Consider the following 16,155-nt stretch of genomic DNA (forward strand, 5'->3'; position numbering starts at 1 on the left):
GTGCCGGGTGAGACAGAATGGGCCATTGTTCTTCTGTCGCTGAGGGTCGCGCTGGTCGCGATCCTCGTCGCTCTGCCCTTTGCCTTCGTTTTCGCCTGGATTCTGGCGCGCTTTTCCTTCTGGGGCAAAAGCCTGCTGCAGGCGCTCATCACCATGCCGCTGGTCATTCCGCCCGTCGTCACCGGCTATCTCCTGCTGGTGTGGTTCGGCGCGCGCGGCATGCTGGGCGGCTTATTCAATGACGTGTTCGGGCTGACCTTTTCGTTTCGCTGGACCGGCGCGGCGCTGGCGGCCGGTGTCATGGCCTTTCCCCTGCTGGTGCGGCCGATGCGCCTTTCCATCGAAAGTCTCGATCGCGGCCTCGAGGAGGCGGCGCGCTCGCTTGGTGCGGGGCGCATCGTGGTGTTCCTGACGGTGACGCTGCCGCTGCTGCTGCCGGGTATTCTCGCCGGTGCGGTGCTGGGCTTTGCCAAGGCGCTGGGCGAATTCGGCGCGACGATCACTTTCGTGTCCAATATTCCGGGCGAAACACAGACCCTGTCGCTTGCCATATATTCGCTGCTGCAGAGCCCGAATGGCGATGTGGCCGCGCTGCGGCTGATTCTGGTTTCCGTGGTGATCTCGATCGTCGCGGTGGTGGCATCCGAATGGCTGCAGCGGCGGCTCAGCGGAGGGCGGACATGAGCGATACGTTGTTCGTCTCGGTTGAGGGCCAGGTCGGGTCATTCCCCGTCACCGCCGCATTCACGGCAGGCGGCGGCGTCACCGCGCTGTTCGGCGAATCCGGTGCGGGCAAGACCACGCTTCTGAAAATGATTGCCGGGGTCACGCGCCCGGCCAAGGGCCGGATCGCCATCCGCGACCACGTGCTGTTCGACAGCGCCAGGGGTATCCACCTTGCGCCGGAACAGCGCCGGATCGGCTATGTCTTCCAGGATGCGCGGCTGTTTCCGCATCTTTCGGTCAGGAACAACCTGACCTATGCGCGCTGGGCGGGGCGGCGCAGCGAAGGCCTGTCCTATGACCGGGTGGTGGCACTGCTCGGCCTTGAGCATCTGCAGCAGCGCGCCCCGGCGCTGCTGTCCGGCGGCGAGCGCCAGCGCGTGGCGATCGGGCGGGCGCTTCTGTCCAATCCGGCGCTGCTGCTGATGGACGAGCCGCTGTCGTCCCTCGATCATTCGCGCCGCCAGGAAATCCTGCCTTTCCTCGAAACCCTGCGCGATGAAACCGGATTGCCGATCCTCTATGTCAGCCACGAGATCGACGAGGTGGCGCGGCTCGCCGACGAGATCGTGCTGCTGCAGGGCGGCCGGGTCACGGCGAGCGGACCGGCCGAGGCGATCTTTTCGCGGCTCGGCAGCCATGACGATGCCGGTGCACTGGTGACGGGCGTGGTCACGGCAAGCGACGAGGCTTTCGGGCTGACATCCCTCGATATTGGCGGCCAGCCGTTCCAGATCGCCAGGCTCGGCTTTGCCGCCGGAACAAAGCTGCGGCTGCGGATAAGGGCGCGGGACGTTTCCATCGCCCGCGCCCTGCCGCAGGCGATCAGCGTGCGCAACATCCTGCCCGCGAAAATTACCGCCATCGCCGGCAATGACGGTCCCGACTGCGACCTGACGCTCGACATTGGCGGCCAGACCATCGTTGCGCGGCTGACGCGCAAGTCGGCGAGCGAGCTTGCGCTCAAACAGGGCGAGGCGGTGTTCGCCCTGGTCAAGGCCGCATCGGTGGATCGCGGCGTGTTGCGCGGCTGATCCGTTACTTGGCGAGGAACCGCTCGATGCGCTCGATGGCGCGCAGGATGTTTTCCTCCGAATTGGCGTAGGAGAGGCGGATATAGCCCTCGCCGAGAATGCCGAAATCGGGACCGCCGATCAGCGCCACACCGGCTTCATCCAGCAGGGCCGCCGCCAGCTGCTTGGCCGGCCATCCCGTCTGCTTGATGTTGGGGAAGGCATAGAACGCGCCCTTCGGCGTGGCACAGCTGATGCCGGGCAGGCTGTTGAGGCCGTCGACGACGATCCTGCGGCGGCTGTCGAAGGCGCGGCACATCTTTTCCACATCGTCCTGCGGGCCGTCGATGGCGGCGATGCCGGCATATTGGCTGGGGGCATTGACGCAGGACCAGCAATTGACGGCGAGCTTGCGCACCTTGTCGTAAAGACCGTCCGGCCAGATCGACCAGCCCATGCGCCAGCCTGTCATTGCCCATGTCTTGGACCAGCCGTTGAGCACGATCAGCCGGTCGCGGATCGACGGGAAGGTCAGGAGTGAGCAGTGCTCCTCGCCATCATAGGTTATCACATCATAGATCTCGTCGGACATGATGGCGACATGCGGATGCGCCTCCAGCCCCTTGACCAGCTTTTCAATCTCGGTCTTCGGGGTGACGCCGCCGGTCGGGTTGGCAGGTGAATTGAGGATCAGCAGCCGCGTCCTGGGCGTGACGAGCGCAAGCGTCTCCTCAGCCGAGAAGGCAAAGCCATTCTCCTCGCGGACCGGCACGGGAACCGGCGTCGCGCCGGTGAATTCGATCATCGAGCGATAGATCGGGAAACCGGGATCAGGGTAAAGAATTTCCGCGCCCGGCTCACCGAAAATCAGGATGGCGGCAAACATGGTCACCTTGCCACCGGGAACGATGATGACATTCTCCGGCGAGACTTCCACACCCGTGGTGGTCAGCGTGCGGCGCACCACGGCCTCGCGCGCGGCGAGCAGCCCCGTTGCCGGCGTATAGCCATGATGGCCGTCTCTGAGCGCCTTGATGGCGGCTTCGACGATATGGCCGGGCGTTTTGAAATCCGGCTGGCCGATGCCGAGATTGATGATGTCCTTGCCCTGGGCGGCGAGGGCGGTGGCGCGGGCGAGAACAGCGAAGGCATTTTCTTCACCGATACGGTCGAAACCGGAGATGGTACGCAGCATTATCTTGTCTCACATACAATTTATGTCTTCTGCTTTGTGCGGTTCCGATTGTATGGAGTCAAATACTCATATGCAAAACAGGTTTGGTAGCATGACCGATCTCAAGGACTGGACACCGCGCCCTCTGCCCGCCCGCGAAGCCATCGAGGGGCGATACGTCACTCTGGAGCCGCTGGACGCCGCCAGGCATGGCGACGGGCTCTACGCGGCATCGAGCGTTGCGGACGCGGCCGACCGTTTCCGCTATCTGTTTGAAACGCCAGCGGGCGACCGCCCGGCATTCGACGCGTGGCTGGAAAAGGTCTCGGCCAGCAAGGACCCGCTGTTCTTTGCCGTCATCGACAAGGCATCCGGTGAGGTAGCGGGACGGCAGACCCTGATGCGGATCGACCCGGCCTTCGGTGTCATTGAGATCGGCAACATCTACTGGGGGCCGCTGATCGCGCGCAAACCGGCGGCCACCGAGGCGCAGTATCTCTTTGCCTCCTATATCTTCGACACGCTCGGCTACCGCCGCTACGAGTGGAAATGCAACAATGCCAATGAGCCGTCCAAGCGGGCGGCCGAGCGGTTCGGCTTCACCTTTGAAGGCATCTTCCGTCAGCACATGGTGCAGAAGGGTGAGAACCGCGACACCGCCTGGTTCTCGATCATCGACAGCGAATGGCCGGCGCTGAAAGCCGCCTATCAGGCATGGCTGTCGCCGGATAATTTCGATGCTCAGGGCATGCAGATCAGGCGGCTTGAGGATTTGCGCGCGGGTTAGAGCTTGCGTTCGGGCGCAACGGGGCTAAAAAGGCTGCGACTGTTGTACCCAGGAAAGAGCATGACCGTGAGTGATCCCAAAAGCCGCAATGCTGCCATCGCCGCAGCCTGTATCATGCTTGGTTTCGGAATTGCCGCATTCTACATGCCCACCATGATGATCGCGCTGGGTGCCCGCTCGCCGGTGCTGGCAGGCATTTTCGCCGCTGTCTTTGTGGTTGGTTTTTTTCTGGTGTTCTGGTTGCGCGGCAGGAGCCAGCGCCGCAGGGATTAAGGTGCTGTGGCGGTGTGCTTGTCGAACCACGCACCACAACGATGCAAAACGCACATTGTTTAAAAACGCAGCGCTGCCGTCAGCAGCAGCACGCCGACCAGCACGATGAACAGCGCACCGCCGACTTCGATGGTGTTCTGAACGCGGGTTGAAAGCGCGCCGCCGCCGGAAATCCTCAGGGCGACATTCTTGGCCGTGACCGCCAGCGTCGCCAGCGCCGCCACGGTGATGAAGGTGCCGAAGGCCATGGCGAAAACCGAGAGCACGCCGCCGAGCATCAGCCCGTTCAGCAGCGAGAATGTCAGCACGATCAGCGCGCCGGAACAGGGGCGCAGGCCCACCGCAACGATGGCCGACCACGCGGTCTTCCAGTTGAACTCGCCGGCAAGCATCGCCGGATCAGGCGCATGGGAATGCCCGCAGGTGGCGCAGACTTCCCCCGCCGCATGATGGTGATCGTGATGATCATGCGTGTGGTGGGTGTGATCATGCGCATGCGCCGAGTGGCTGTGATCGTGATGGTCATGCCCGCAGCCGCCATCATCGTCATGGCTGTGATGATGATCGTGGTGGTGGTCGGTCAGGACAGAACCGTGATCGTGCTTTTCCGGCATGAGATGGGCAACGCGAGGGCTGAACAGGAGCGGCAGCTTGCGCCAGAGCAGGGACAGACCGAAGGCGATGATCAGGACGAAACTGGCGATCTCCATGTAGCGGGCCGCGTCGTTCATCGACACGGTGGTGCCGCGCAGCACGAGCCAGGCCAGGCCGACGATGAACAGCGCGGTGATGGCCTGCAGCATGGACGAGGCGAAGGACAACAGGATGCCGCGCTTCAGCGTGGTCTCGTTGGCGAGCATGTAGGAGGAAATCACCGCCTTGCCATGTCCGGGGCCGACCGCATGCAGGATGCCGTAGAGGAAGGAGAGGCCAACAAGCACCGAGGCCTGCCAGGGGTCCTCGCGCATGGCTTTGAGCGCATGGGTCATGGCGAGGTAGAAATTGCGCTGCTGGATGTTGATCCAGAGGATGATTTCAGCGAAAGGCCCGGTCGGCTGCATCGCCACCTCGTTCGAGCCGATGCCGAGCGAGGAGGTCTGCGCCCATGCGTGGCCGCCGGCCAGCGCTGCGAGAATAAGGGCACAAACAAGGGTTGTTTTCCGCATCATCTTATCCTTTTGCCGGGCAGTCGATTTCCAGCTTGGTCGCAAAGATTTTCGACATGTTGGTCCCGGATGGGTCGTTGAAGAACGAATCGGTCAGCGTTGCCTGATTGGCGGCAAGCGCTTCATCCGGATTGGGCCGCACCACCTTGGATTTGCAGTTGGCGGGCAGGCCGGTGACATGAATATCGCTGTCATTGACGTAATCGATCGCCGTGTAGAAGGTCGGATCATAGACGCCGAAACTGGCGACCTTGCCGAGCTTCAGCGGCTGTTTCGGCTTGCTCTCGAAGATGATCAGCAGCTGATTGTTCTGGAAATCGGCGATCAGGTGCTCCGGCGGCGCCATGACGACCTTCTTGTTGTCGAGCGTTACCGTCTGGAAATAGTCGAATTCGGAAATCGATGCATTGATGGTGTTTGCGAGATCGGTCAGTTCCTTCTCGTCCAGCTTCAGATCGCCGTTCTTGTCGAATTCGACGAGGACGGTGCTGGAGAAGAGATCGTCGAAACGCCAGACATGGCCGAGTTTCTGCACGGTTCCGTCGGGATTGATGGTGATATCGAGACGCGCCTCGGCGAAGACGTGCGGATGCACATACGCCGGCGTGGCGATCATCAGGCCTGTTGCGAGGGTTGCGACGAAAATCGCGATTCGTTGATGCATTATTCCGCCTGTAACATGAGCGCAAAGGACATTCCGAACGTGTCGAAATTGGGACGATATAACATATTCACGCCCGGCGGTTGTCCTTGAACCATTTTGCCAGATAGTCAACAAGCACGCGCACTTTGGCCGGCAGATAGCGGCGGTGCGGGTAAACCGCATAAATCCCGCCATCGCGCAGCGAAAACTCCTCCAGCACGCTGACCAGCCTGCCGCTCTCGATATCGGGCCTGGCGATGAAATCCGGCATGGAACCGAACCCCAGCCCGGCCAGCACGGCACGGCGGGTGGACAGCGGGCTGTTGATTTCCATCCGGCCCGATACCTGCACGGAGATCGTCGGGCCGCTGTCGTTGAGAAACTGCCAATTGTTGCGCGAGCGGTTGTTGGTGTCGATGATGCAGGGCAGGGAGGCCAGCTGCTCGGGACGGGTCGGGCGGCCGACCCGCTCGATCAGTTCAGGCGAGGCGCATAGCAGCGTCCCGAAGGGAGCGATGCGCTTGGCGATGAGCGAGGAATCCTGCAGACGGGTGATGCGGATGGCGAGGTCGAAACCCTCTTCGACCAGGTCGACGAACCGGTCGTCCAGGCGCACATCGAGAATGATATCCGGCTGCTCGATGCAGAAGTCGATCAGGCATTGGCCGATATCCGCATCGGCGAAGGTGCGCGGCGCCGATATCTTGATGCGGCCCTTGATGTCGCTGCTCGATTCGCGCACCGTTTCCTGCAGGCTTTCCACCTCGCGCAGGATTTCGCTGGCGCGCTGGTAATAGGTGTGCCCGGCTTCGGTCAGCGAGAATTGCCGGGTGGTGCGGTTGAGCAGCAGCGCGCCGAGCTCGTCCTCCAGCTCCCGCACATATTTGGACAATAGCGCCTTGGAGCGGCCGATCTTCCGGGCTGCGGCGGAAAACCCTTCCGCCTCCACCACGTCGATATAGGCCCGCATCCGGGTGAGTGTGTCCATGTCAGTGGTTTCCTTCCGCGGCGGACAGAATGGCGCTGCCAAGCCGGATCAGGGCGCTGTCGCTGCCCTTGGGGCCAAGCAGGGAAATGCCGAAGGGTGCACCATGGACTTCGCCGAGCGGCAAGGTGATCTGCGGAAAGCCCGAAAGGACGGACAGGCAGAGGAGATGCAGGGCGCGTTCCCGGTAGGTCTGCAGGTCATCGAAGGGCGAGCTGACCAGCGGCGCGGCGCCCGGAACGGTCGGCAGCACCATGACGCCGTCATCCCCCAGCACATCGGCCAGTTCGCGGCGGAAGAGATCGCGCCGCCGGGTCTGTGCCTCATAGGTCTGCGCATCGATGGCCGAACCATAGTCGAAACGGTCCTTGACGCCGGGGCCGAGGCCGCGCTCGCCTGCCGATATCCAGGCGCCATGGGAAGCCCAGGCCTCGAAGCCCTGAATCTGCCGGAAGCAGAGATAGAGATCGTCCATGGAGGCTGTGGACTGGCGGGCGGATTTGGCATGGCCGAGATGGGCGGCGACATGCCGGTACATGGCGCGGAAGGCGGCGTCTTCCGCCTCGCCGAGCAGATAGTGCTCAAGCAGCGGAATGAACAGCGGGCGGTTGAGCTTGAAATCCTCCGCATCCGGTCCAAGCAGGACCGCGCCGACCTTTTCGTAGAGGTGCCTGTCGCGGGCGAACCAGCCGAACGTGTCGAGTGAGGGGGCAAGCGGCATGGTGCCGGCCAGCGAAATGCGGCCATGCGTGGTGCGCAGGCCGATCAGTCCGCAGAAGCTTGCCGGGGCGCGGATCGAACCGCCGGTGTCGGACCCGGTGGCAATGTCGGCCAGCCCGCCGGCCACGGCGGAGGCGGAACCGGATGACGATCCGCCGGTGACCCGGTCCGGCGCCTTCGGGTTGACCGGAAAGGGGTAGTGGCTGTTCTGCCCCATCAGCGAAAACGCCAGCTCATCCGTCTGCGTCTTGCCGATGAAACGGGCGCCTGAATCCAGCAATTTCTGCACCGATGGCGCGGTAATATGTGCGGCTGATTCGTGATTTTTCCCAGGATTGCCACATTGCGTCGGCAAACCGGCCACATCGAAAATATCCTTGACGGCGAGCGTATAACCGCTCAGCGGGCCCTCCACCGGTGGAAAGGCCTGAAAAGGCAGATTCAGCAGGGCATTCAGCGGTGAAATCGTGCGCATCGTTCAATAATTCTATGTGATTTGGCCCCCTTTGTTCAATGAATAAAAAAATTTCGCAGATGCGAGATTTGTCATTGATTGGACACAAGTTTGGACTTATATCGCCCTTGCCCAAAGTCGCACGTGCCCCATGGGTGTCCGCCGATCTTCATTATGGTGAAGAAACGGTATGGTACCTGGAACTAACCCCTCCAGTCAGTTTGACGGCCTACTGCCAAACTGAGGACATCTTGAAGCAACGACGGTGCGGGCCTTTCTGGTGTCTTTCGGCTGTCCATAAGCCGGAATTACTGAAGAGGCACACCTTCATTGCCGGTAGTGCGGATGGCTTCATCCAAACCAAGGCAGACAAAGCGGATCAACGCTGGCTTAGCGTAGATCCATCGCCGCATGAACTTGTCCGTGTTTCCAGCATCTCCAAAGGCTGGCTTCGCGCGAGATGGATTCACGCACTTTGTCCTGGCGGTCATACGGGGGAGAAACCCCTGCGATCGCGACTTGTTGAGGCGGCCGGAAGTGCCGTCACGATTGGAGACCCAAGATGGCTACACAGCGCATTCTCGATTTCATCAATACCCGACGCCCGAATGGCCCCTGCATGGTGCTCGACCTCGAAGTCGTGCGCGAAAATTTCCACAATTTCGAGATGGCCTTGCCGGACTCGAAGATTTTCTATGCCGTGAAGGCCAACCCCGCGCCGGAAATCCTGCGCCTCCTGGCTTCGCTTGGCTCGAATTTCGACACAGCGTCGGTTGCAGAAGTTGAAATGGCGCTCGATGCCGGTGCATCGGCCGACCGTATTTCCTTCGGCAACACCATCAAGAAGGAGCGCGACATTGCCCGCGCCTTCGAACTCGGCATCCGCCTGTTCGCCGTCGATTGCGTCGAAGAAGTCGAAAAGGTTGCCCGTGCCGCTCCCGGCGCCCGCGTGTTCTGCCGCGTCCTGACCGATGGTGCGGGCGCTGAATGGCCGCTGTCGCGCAAGTTCGGCTGCGTACCGGCCATGGCCGTCGACGTGCTGCGTGCAGCGCAGAAGCTCGGCCTCGAATCCTATGGCGTGTCGTTCCATGTCGGTTCGCAGCAGACGGACCTGGCTGCCTGGGACCGTGCCCTGGGCGATGCCAAGCAGGTTTTCGATGCGCTGGCCAAGGAAGGCATCACGCTGAAGATGGTCAATATGGGCGGCGGTTTCCCGACCCGTTACCTCAAGGACGTGCCGACCGCACAGGCCTATGGCCAGGCGATCTTCCAGTCGCTGAGCAAGCATTTCGGCAACCGCCTGCCCGAGACCATCATCGAGCCAGGCCGCGGCATGGTCGGCAATGCCGGTGTCATCAAGGCGGAAGTCGTGCTGGTGTCGAAGAAGGCCGACAATGACAATGTCCGCTGGGTCTATCTCGACATCGGCAAGTTCGGCGGCCTGGCAGAGACCATGGACGAAGCCATTCGCTACCAGATCACCACCCCGCGGGATGGCGATCGCAGCGAACCCTGCGTGCTGGCCGGTCCGACCTGCGATTCCGCCGACGTGATGTACGAAAAGAACCCCTATCCGCTCCCCATTTCGCTGACCATCGGCGATGAGGTGCTGATCGAGGGAACGGGCGCCTACACCACGACCTATTCCGCGGTGGCCTTCAACGGCTTCGAACCACTCCGATCATACGTCATCTAAACCGGCATTGAGCCCGGTTGAAACGTTCTGCCCGGCAACGCGCCGGGCAGCGGTGACACGCACATGAGATGATTGGTCGAGACAATGGACGCAGCAGAAAACATCGAACAGAACCTGGTACCCGACGGCCTGTATTTCGCCGGCGCGGGTGCCTATACCATCGTCAATGAACTGCCGCAGGACGAGAAGGCGCGCGAAGATTTGCTCGACCGCGCCATGGGCGAGGGCCGCCGCCGCAAGTCGTCGGAAAAGCTGCGCCGCGGCCGCCTGCCGTCGGAAGGTCTTGCCTTCTCGGCACGCGGTGCTGGCGGCGCGCTGCTCGGTACGGTCCGGCTGTGGGACATCCAGGCCGGCCATGACGCCGCGGGCAAGGGCGTGCGCGCGCTGCTGCTCGGACCGCTTGCCGTCGATCCGGCATCGAAGGATCTCGGCATCGGTTCGGCGCTGATGCGCCATGCGGTCAAGGAAGCCGCCCGGCTCGGCCATGGCGCCATCATCCTGGTCGGCGATCCCGAATATTACGAGCGCTTCGGCTTTACCGGTGCGAAGACAGCGGGGCTTGCCATGCCGGGTCCGGTCGAACGCCGCCGCTTCCTCGCGCTGGAGCTGAAGCCGGGGCATCTGGATGGTGCCAAGGGCCTGCTGACGCCGAAAGGCCGCCGCTCCTCGCGGGCAATGCGGATCATTCCGGTCTCGCTGCGGTTCTCCGCCTGAATGGAAAAGCCGGCCCTTTGGCCGGCTTTTTGTTTAGCGGGTCAGAAATTCCTGGATTGCGCCGATCTCGCTCTGCTGGATTTCGTGTCCGCCGGGATGCCAGGCAATACGCACATCCGTTCCCTGAGCCGCAAGATAATCCGCCAGCGCCTGTGTGCGGCCGGGCGGGCAGATCGGGTCACGCTGCCCGGCGGTGATGAGCACGCGCTTTCCCGCCAATTTTGGCTGGGGCGCCGGTGTCCACGGAATCAGCGGATGCATCAGGATGGCCGTGTCAAACAGCTCCGGTTGCTCCAGCATGACCGAGGCAAGAATGTTGGCGCCGTTGGAATAGCCAAGACCGACAACGCCGGATGGATTGGCAGCGTCCTTATGGGCTTTGACAAAATCCGCCATGGCCTGCGTCCGCACGGCAAGATCGTCCATGTCGTAGACGCCTTCGGCGGTGCGGCGGAAAAAGCGCGCGGCGCCATGCTCCGAGACATCGCCGCGCGGCGAGACGATACCCGCAGACGGGATCAGGCGGCGGGCGAAATCAAAGAACTGGTTCTCGTCGCCGCCCGTTCCGTGAAAAACGAAGAAGAGGGGGCTGTTCGGGGTAAGCGCTGCATGGATGCGGTGCTGATAGGTGTTCGCAGACATATCCGTCCTTTCCGCCCGGCGCCTGGCACCGGGCTTCGTGATTGTGCGTGCTGCCTCACATATGGCGCGGCGGCGGCTGGCGTGAAAGCTGCCCGCCGCTTGATGGATTGTCTCCGTGGCGTAGACAGCGGGCGCGCATGGTTCTGAAATCTTTGACAACGCTTGCAATGGATGTACTCCATCAATCGATGTCCTTTTTTGTCCGCTTCCCGTCCATTGCATGCGTATCAGCCGATTGCATCGCGTTGTATTGTTGGGCTATCAACACACAGGAGATGCCAGAAATGTCCGCAGATACTGCTCTTATCGTCATCGACGTGCAGGAATCCTTTCGCCAGCGCGGCTATTGGAACGAAGCCGAAGCGCAGCCTTTCATTGCCAACATCCAGCGCCTGATCGATGGCGCCAAGGCCGCCGGCCTGCCGGTCATCCAGATTTTCCATGTCGACGGCGACGGTCCGTTTGCGCTGGACTCCGGCTTCATCAAGCCGCTGGCACCGGTTTCGCTCGAGGCCGAGGTCGTGTTCCACAAGGCCCGGCATAGCGCGCTTGTCGGCAGCGGGCTTGATGTCTGGCTGACGGAGAACCGCATCCGCAAGCTGCTGGTATCGGGTATCCGCACCGAACAGTGCTGCGAAACCACGACGCGCCATGCGTCGGACCTCGGCTATACCGTCGATTACGTCTCCGAGGCCACGCTGACCTTCGCCATGACCAATGCCGCCGGGCGCACCTTCAGCGCCGACGAGATCCGTGCCCGCACCGAACTGGTGCTGGACGGACGCTTTGCCCGCATCGTCACCGTCGACGAGGCGTTGAACGGGGCGGGGCAGGCGCTGGCCGCATGACGCTGGAGGAACGCCGGCACATCGATGTTCTGGTGGTGGTGCCCGCAAGGGCGCTGCTGCTGGATATTGCCGGGCCGGTCGAGGTGCTGCGCAAGGCCAATCTGGAGCAGGACGCGGTGCATTTCGGCGTGCGCTATGTCGGCCCGCTGGCGAGCGTCACCACATCCATCGGCTTGACCATCAGCGGGATCGAGCCGCTGCCCCACCATGTGCCGGATGATGCGATGATCATGCTGGCGGGCGATACGACGATCCTTATGGACACGGCGGCGAGCCGCGGGGCGGAGGCGCATGGACACCGCGATAGGGAGATTGTCGCCTGGCTGAAGGCACATGTGGGGGAAAGCCAGACGCTGGTGACGATCTGCTCCGGCGCGCTTCTCGCCGCGCGGGCCGGTCTGCTCGATGCATGCAGCTGCACCACCCATTTCGCCTCCGTTGACGATCTGCGCGCCCTGGCGCCGACGGCGCGGGTGCTGGACAACCGGCTCTACGTCGAGGACGGCAACCGTTTTTCCAGCGCGGGGATCACGGCGGGCATCGATCTGATGCTGCATCTGGTCAGCCAGATGGCCGGGCCGGCCTGCGCGGTGGCCGTCGCGCGCTATCTGGTGGTCTATCTCAGGCGCAGCGGCACCGATCCGCAATGGTCGCCATGGCTGGACGGGCGCAACCACATCCACCCGGCGATCCACCGGGTGCAGGACCGGCTTGCCGCCGACCCGGCGCAACGCTGGACGCTGGAAAGCCTGGCGGATATCGCCGCAACCAGCCCGCGGCATCTGTCACGCCTGTTCAACGAACATGCGGGCATGAGCATTCCCGATTACCTCAACCGCCTGCGGGTGGCGCTGGCGCAGGAAATCCTCAGCCATACGCGGCTTGACATGGAAGGTGTGGCGGAGCGCACGGGGTTCGCTTCGGCGCGGCAGCTGCGCCGCGCCTGGGGCCGCATCCACGCCACCCCGCCAAGCGGGGCGCGGGGGATGCCGTGATCAGCCGATATCCGACCACGGGCCGTGGAAATCGCCTTCCTTGTCCACGCGCTTGAAACCGTGGGCGCCGAAGAAGTCCCGCTGGGCCTGGATGAGATTGGCCGTGCCGCGTGCCTGCCGGTAACCATCGAAATAGCCGAGGGCGGCGGCCAGCGCCGGGGTCGGCAGACCGGCGAGGGCCGCCTTGGCAACCACGTCGCGCAATGCCGTCGAGGCTGTCTTCATGCGTTCGACGAAGGATGGCGCCAGCAGCAGATTGTCCTGGCCGCCACCGGCGAACGCCGAGGCGATCTCGTCGAGGAACTGCGAACGGATGATGCAACCGGCGCGCCAGATTTTAGCCGTGGTGTCGAGCGGGATGTTCCAGCCATGCTCGGCCGAAGCGCCTGACATGACGGCAAAGCCTTGCGCATAGGCGGCAATCTTGCCAGCGAGAAGGCCCTGTTCGAGTGCGTCGATGAATGACTGATCCGTGCCCGCAAGCTTGGGGGCGCCGAGCGAGGCATAGGCCTTGGCCGCCCTGGCGCGTTCGTCGCGCAGCGCCGAAATCGAGCGCGCGGCAACCGCCGCTTCAATCCCGGTTGCCGGAATGCCAAGCATCTGCGCCTCGATGGCGGCCCAGCGGCCGGTGCCCTTCTGGCCCGCGCTGTCGACGATGATCTCGACGGCCGGCTTGCCGGTTTCCGTGTCGGTGGCGGCGAGCACCTTGGCGGTGATTTCGATCAGGTAGGAATTGAGCGGGCCCTTGTTCCACGTGTCGAAAATCTTGCCGATTTCAACCGGCGACAGTGCGAGCCCATCGCGCAGGATGCCGTAGATTTCGGCGATCATCTGCATGTCGGCATATTCGATGCCGTTGTGGATCGTCTTGACGAAGTGACCGGCGCCATCGGGGCCGAGCAGTGCGGCGCAGGATTCGCCCTCATACTTCGCCGAAATGGCAGTCAGCACCGGTTCGATGCGCGCATAGGATTCGGGCGTGCCGCCGACCATGATCGACGGGCCGTGGCGCGCGCCTTCTTCACCGCCGGAAACGCCCATGCCGACGAAGGTCGGATCATTGGCGCCGAGTTCCTTCAGGCGGCGGACCGTATCGTGGAAGTTGGCATTGCCCGCGTCGATGATGATGTCTTCCTTGGCAAGGAAGGGCTTCAGCGCTGCAATCTGCTCATCGACGGCTTCACCGGCCTTTACCATCAGGATGATCGGACGGGGTGCGCGGATATTTTTGGCCAGGTCTTCCAGCGTTTCGCAGGGAATGATCTTGTCTTTGAGGGCGCCCGCTTCCTGATGGAAGGCGTGGGTCTTTTCCACCGTCCTGTTGTAAACCGCGACGCGATAACCGTTTTCGGCAATATTGAGCGCGAGATTGGCACCCATGACGCCAAGGCCGATCAATCCAATGTCAGCTTGCTGCATGATTATGTCCTTGCTTTATTCGATTCGAACGCAGGCCCAGAGCCCGGGTGAGCATTTGTATATCAATGTGCATTCCGGGCAATGACAATCTCAGCCGTCGCGCAGCTGTTCCATGTCACGGATGCGTTCGGCGCTGCTGTTCTGCAGCTTCTGCGTTACCCCGGCGATCAGGGTTTCCGCCATCAGGAAAAGCGTGGTGGAGGAGTCCCAGGGCGAAGGCACGGCGGTGCGCCCGGCAATGACATGGCGGGCAAAGCGGGCGATGGGTGAGAGCCACTGGTCGGTGACCAGCACGATCTCGACACCGCGCGCCTGTGCCTTCTCGGCGAAGCGGATGAGGCTGTCCTGATAGCGGCGGATATCGAAGATGACGAGGACGTCCTTTTTGCCCATATCGATCAGCTGATCGCGCCAGTTGCTTTCCTGGCCGGTGAGATGGGTGACGCCGGAACGGATGATCTTCAGATGCGCGGCCATGTAGATGGCAATCGGATCGGTGAAGCGGCCGCCGAGCAGATAGACATGGGTGCGGGTGCGGCTGAGCGCTTCCGTCGCATCGTCGAGCTGCTGTGTCGAAAGATGGTGAAACGTTTCACGGATGTTCTCGATGGCTGCTTCCATCAGCGGGTAAGCGGTGCTGCTCTTGGATGACTGAATGATCGTCGCGCGGTTGAGCGGCGACTGGATCTGGGCGGCGAGTTCCTGCTGCAGGGCCTGCTGGAACTCCGGATAGCCCTGAAAGCCGAGACGCGAGACGAAACGCAGGATCGTCGGCGAACTGACCCCCGCCTGCGCCGAAAACTCCGCCACCGTGCGCAGGCCGATCAGCGGGTAGTTGGCGATGAGGGTCTGCGCGGCCTTGCGCTCCGACGTCGACATGGCATCGATTTTTTCGCTGATCAGTTCGGAAATGCTTGTTCCCATCAAACTTCTTTCGGTCAAAGTCAAGAAACGCAATTTTCGCATTTGACAATTTTGTGACTTGTGTATCAAATCATACGTGAGTTGAAATAAAAATACAAAATGTAATACAAAGTACAAATTGCCGAAGAGGGCAAAATGGGATTATCGCAGGCCACGCACAGTGTCTGGGAGCCGGTCCGGGTATCCAACCCCGATGGCGGTTCGCCGTTTGTCATTCTGTGCGATCATGCTTCCAACCACATTCCCGCGCCCTATGGCCGTCTCGGCCTTGAGCCGGACGATCTGCAAAAGCATATCGCCTGGGACCCCGGCGCGCTGGGGGTCAGCCAGGGGATGGCTGCGCTGCTGGACGCGCCGCTGGTCGAATCCTGCATCTCGCGGCTGATCATCGATTGCAACCGGCCGCTCGATGCGCCCGATCTCATCCCGGCCACGAGCGAATTGACCACGGTTCCCGCCAATACGGACCTCGATGCGCTGGAAAGGCAGCGGCGTATCGCACTGTCGCATCAGCCCTATCATGCGGCCATCGAAGAACTGGCAAGGGAGCGTGCGCGCAAGGGATTTCCGGCGCCGGTCTATGTGGCGGTGCATTCGTTCACGCCGGTCTATCGCGGGGTCGACCGGCCCTGGCACATCGGCATCATTCATGACGAATACGATCAGGTTGCCGCACCGCTGATCGCGGGCCTGCAGGCGCTCGATCAATACTGCGTCGGCATCAATGAGCCCTATTCGCCCGCCGACCGGGTCTATTACACGCTTGACCGCCACGCATCGGCGCAAGGACTTGCCGCGGTGATGATCGAGATCCGCAACGATCTCATCACCACGCCCAAAGAAGAAAAAGCATGGGCCGGGACACTCTCGGCCATTTTGAAGGAAATTGCCCAAGGGCCGCTTTCCACAACCAGGAAGGCTGCAAACAGGATCTGAGGAAGACTGGTATCTGACGTTAGAAATCTCTCAAGAATAACGG

Annotated in this window: 17 protein-coding genes; 9 read left to right on the forward strand and 8 right to left on the reverse strand. The window is 62.2% G+C overall.

The window, feature by feature from the left end; genetic code table 11:
* Together modB and modC are read left to right on the forward strand one after the other, a co-directional pair.
* Window positions 1-684: a molybdate ABC transporter permease subunit gene (gene modB / locus C5750_RS00315; RefSeq protein ID WP_105731884.1), complete on the forward strand. Its 684-nt coding sequence runs from the start codon at window positions 1-3 to the stop codon at window positions 682-684.
* The gene (gene modC / locus C5750_RS00320) at window positions 681-1,757 is read left to right on the forward strand and encodes a molybdenum ABC transporter ATP-binding protein (protein ID WP_245420945.1); all 1,077 of its coding nucleotides are present in this window, start codon (window positions 681-683) and stop codon (window positions 1,755-1,757) included. The genes modB and modC overlap by 4 nt, the downstream gene beginning before the upstream one ends.
* A 4-nt stretch (window positions 1,758-1,761) precedes the next feature.
* On the opposite strand, the gene C5750_RS00325 is transcribed toward modC, so the two are convergent.
* Window positions 1,762-2,931, reverse strand: a complete 1,170-nt coding sequence (locus C5750_RS00325) for a pyridoxal phosphate-dependent aminotransferase (RefSeq protein WP_105731886.1) — start codon at window positions 2,929-2,931, stop codon at window positions 1,762-1,764.
* A 91-nt stretch (window positions 2,932-3,022) separates the two neighbouring features.
* Here C5750_RS00325 and C5750_RS00330 point away from each other — a divergent pair, with 91 nt between their 5' ends.
* Together C5750_RS00330 and C5750_RS00335 are read left to right on the forward strand one after the other, a co-directional pair.
* Window positions 3,023-3,697, forward strand: coding sequence for a GNAT family N-acetyltransferase (locus C5750_RS00330; RefSeq protein ID WP_105731887.1), 675 nt, complete (start codon window positions 3,023-3,025; stop codon window positions 3,695-3,697).
* A gap of 60 nt (window positions 3,698-3,757) precedes the next feature.
* Window positions 3,758-3,970, forward strand: coding sequence for a hypothetical protein (locus tag C5750_RS00335; protein WP_165403425.1), 213 nt, complete (start codon window positions 3,758-3,760; stop codon window positions 3,968-3,970).
* A gap of 59 nt (window positions 3,971-4,029) precedes the next feature.
* Here the strand turns inward: C5750_RS00335 and C5750_RS00340 are convergent, their stop codons facing one another.
* The 4 genes from C5750_RS00340 to C5750_RS00355 all read right to left on the reverse strand — a co-directional run bounded on the left by C5750_RS00340 (window position 4,030) and on the right by C5750_RS00355 (window position 7,959).
* Window positions 4,030-5,136: a nickel/cobalt transporter gene (locus tag C5750_RS00340; RefSeq protein ID WP_105733039.1), complete on the reverse strand. Its 1,107-nt coding sequence runs from the start codon at window positions 5,134-5,136 to the stop codon at window positions 4,030-4,032.
* Window positions 5,137-5,140: 4 nt separating this feature from the next.
* Window positions 5,141-5,752, reverse strand: a complete 612-nt coding sequence (locus C5750_RS00345) for a DUF1007 family protein (protein ID WP_245420997.1) — start codon at window positions 5,750-5,752, stop codon at window positions 5,141-5,143.
* 115 nt (window positions 5,753-5,867) lie between these two features.
* Window positions 5,868-6,767, reverse strand: coding sequence for a LysR family transcriptional regulator (locus C5750_RS00350; protein WP_105731889.1), 900 nt, complete (start codon window positions 6,765-6,767; stop codon window positions 5,868-5,870).
* Window position 6,768: 1 nt separating this feature from the next.
* Window positions 6,769-7,959, reverse strand: a complete 1,191-nt coding sequence (locus C5750_RS00355; RefSeq protein WP_105731890.1) for an amidase — start codon at window positions 7,957-7,959, stop codon at window positions 6,769-6,771.
* A 541-nt stretch (window positions 7,960-8,500) separates the two neighbouring features.
* On the opposite strand from C5750_RS00355, the gene odc2 reads away from it, so the two are divergent.
* Window positions 8,501-9,634 carry an ornithine/lysine decarboxylase gene (gene odc2, locus C5750_RS00360; protein ID WP_105731891.1) on the forward strand — a complete coding sequence of 378 codons (1,134 nt, stop codon included), beginning with the start codon at window positions 8,501-8,503 and terminating at the stop codon, window positions 9,632-9,634.
* Window positions 9,635-9,718: 84 nt separating this feature from the next.
* On the forward strand, window positions 9,719-10,348 hold the full coding sequence (locus C5750_RS00365) for a GNAT family N-acetyltransferase (protein ID WP_105731892.1): 630 nt from the start codon (window positions 9,719-9,721) through the stop codon (window positions 10,346-10,348).
* 33 nt (window positions 10,349-10,381) lie between these two features.
* Here C5750_RS00365 and C5750_RS00370 read toward each other — a convergent pair whose 3' ends face one another.
* Complete coding sequence (locus C5750_RS00370) at window positions 10,382-10,990, reverse strand: alpha/beta hydrolase (RefSeq protein WP_105731893.1); 609 nt, start codon at window positions 10,988-10,990, stop codon at window positions 10,382-10,384.
* A gap of 284 nt (window positions 10,991-11,274) precedes the next feature.
* On the opposite strand from C5750_RS00370, the gene C5750_RS00375 reads away from it, so the two are divergent.
* The gene (locus tag C5750_RS00375) at window positions 11,275-11,838 is read left to right on the forward strand and encodes an isochorismatase family protein (RefSeq protein ID WP_105731894.1); all 564 of its coding nucleotides are present in this window, start codon (window positions 11,275-11,277) and stop codon (window positions 11,836-11,838) included.
* On the forward strand, window positions 11,835-12,833 hold the full coding sequence (locus tag C5750_RS00380; protein WP_105731895.1) for a GlxA family transcriptional regulator: 999 nt from the start codon (window positions 11,835-11,837) through the stop codon (window positions 12,831-12,833). Before C5750_RS00375 ends, C5750_RS00380 begins: the two co-directional genes overlap by 4 nt.
* On the opposite strand, the gene gndA is transcribed toward C5750_RS00380, so the two are convergent.
* Complete coding sequence (gene gndA, locus C5750_RS00385) at window positions 12,834-14,252, reverse strand: NADP-dependent phosphogluconate dehydrogenase (protein WP_105731896.1); 1,419 nt, start codon at window positions 14,250-14,252, stop codon at window positions 12,834-12,836. It lies immediately after the preceding gene.
* Window positions 14,253-14,342: 90 nt separating this feature from the next.
* Window positions 14,343-15,176 (reverse strand): MurR/RpiR family transcriptional regulator, encoded by an 834-nt coding sequence (locus C5750_RS00390; RefSeq protein WP_105731897.1) that lies wholly within the window; start codon window positions 15,174-15,176, stop codon window positions 14,343-14,345.
* Window positions 15,177-15,311: 135 nt separating this feature from the next.
* Between C5750_RS00390 and C5750_RS00395 the strand changes: the two genes are divergently transcribed.
* Complete coding sequence (locus tag C5750_RS00395; RefSeq protein WP_105731898.1) at window positions 15,312-16,112, forward strand: N-formylglutamate amidohydrolase; 801 nt, start codon at window positions 15,312-15,314, stop codon at window positions 16,110-16,112.
* Window positions 16,113-16,155: the final 43 nt, after the last annotated feature.

Origin of the sequence: Phyllobacterium myrsinacearum (genome assembly GCF_002980555.1) — a bacterium.
Taxonomy (GTDB): domain Bacteria; phylum Pseudomonadota; class Alphaproteobacteria; order Rhizobiales; family Rhizobiaceae; genus Phyllobacterium; species Phyllobacterium myrsinacearum.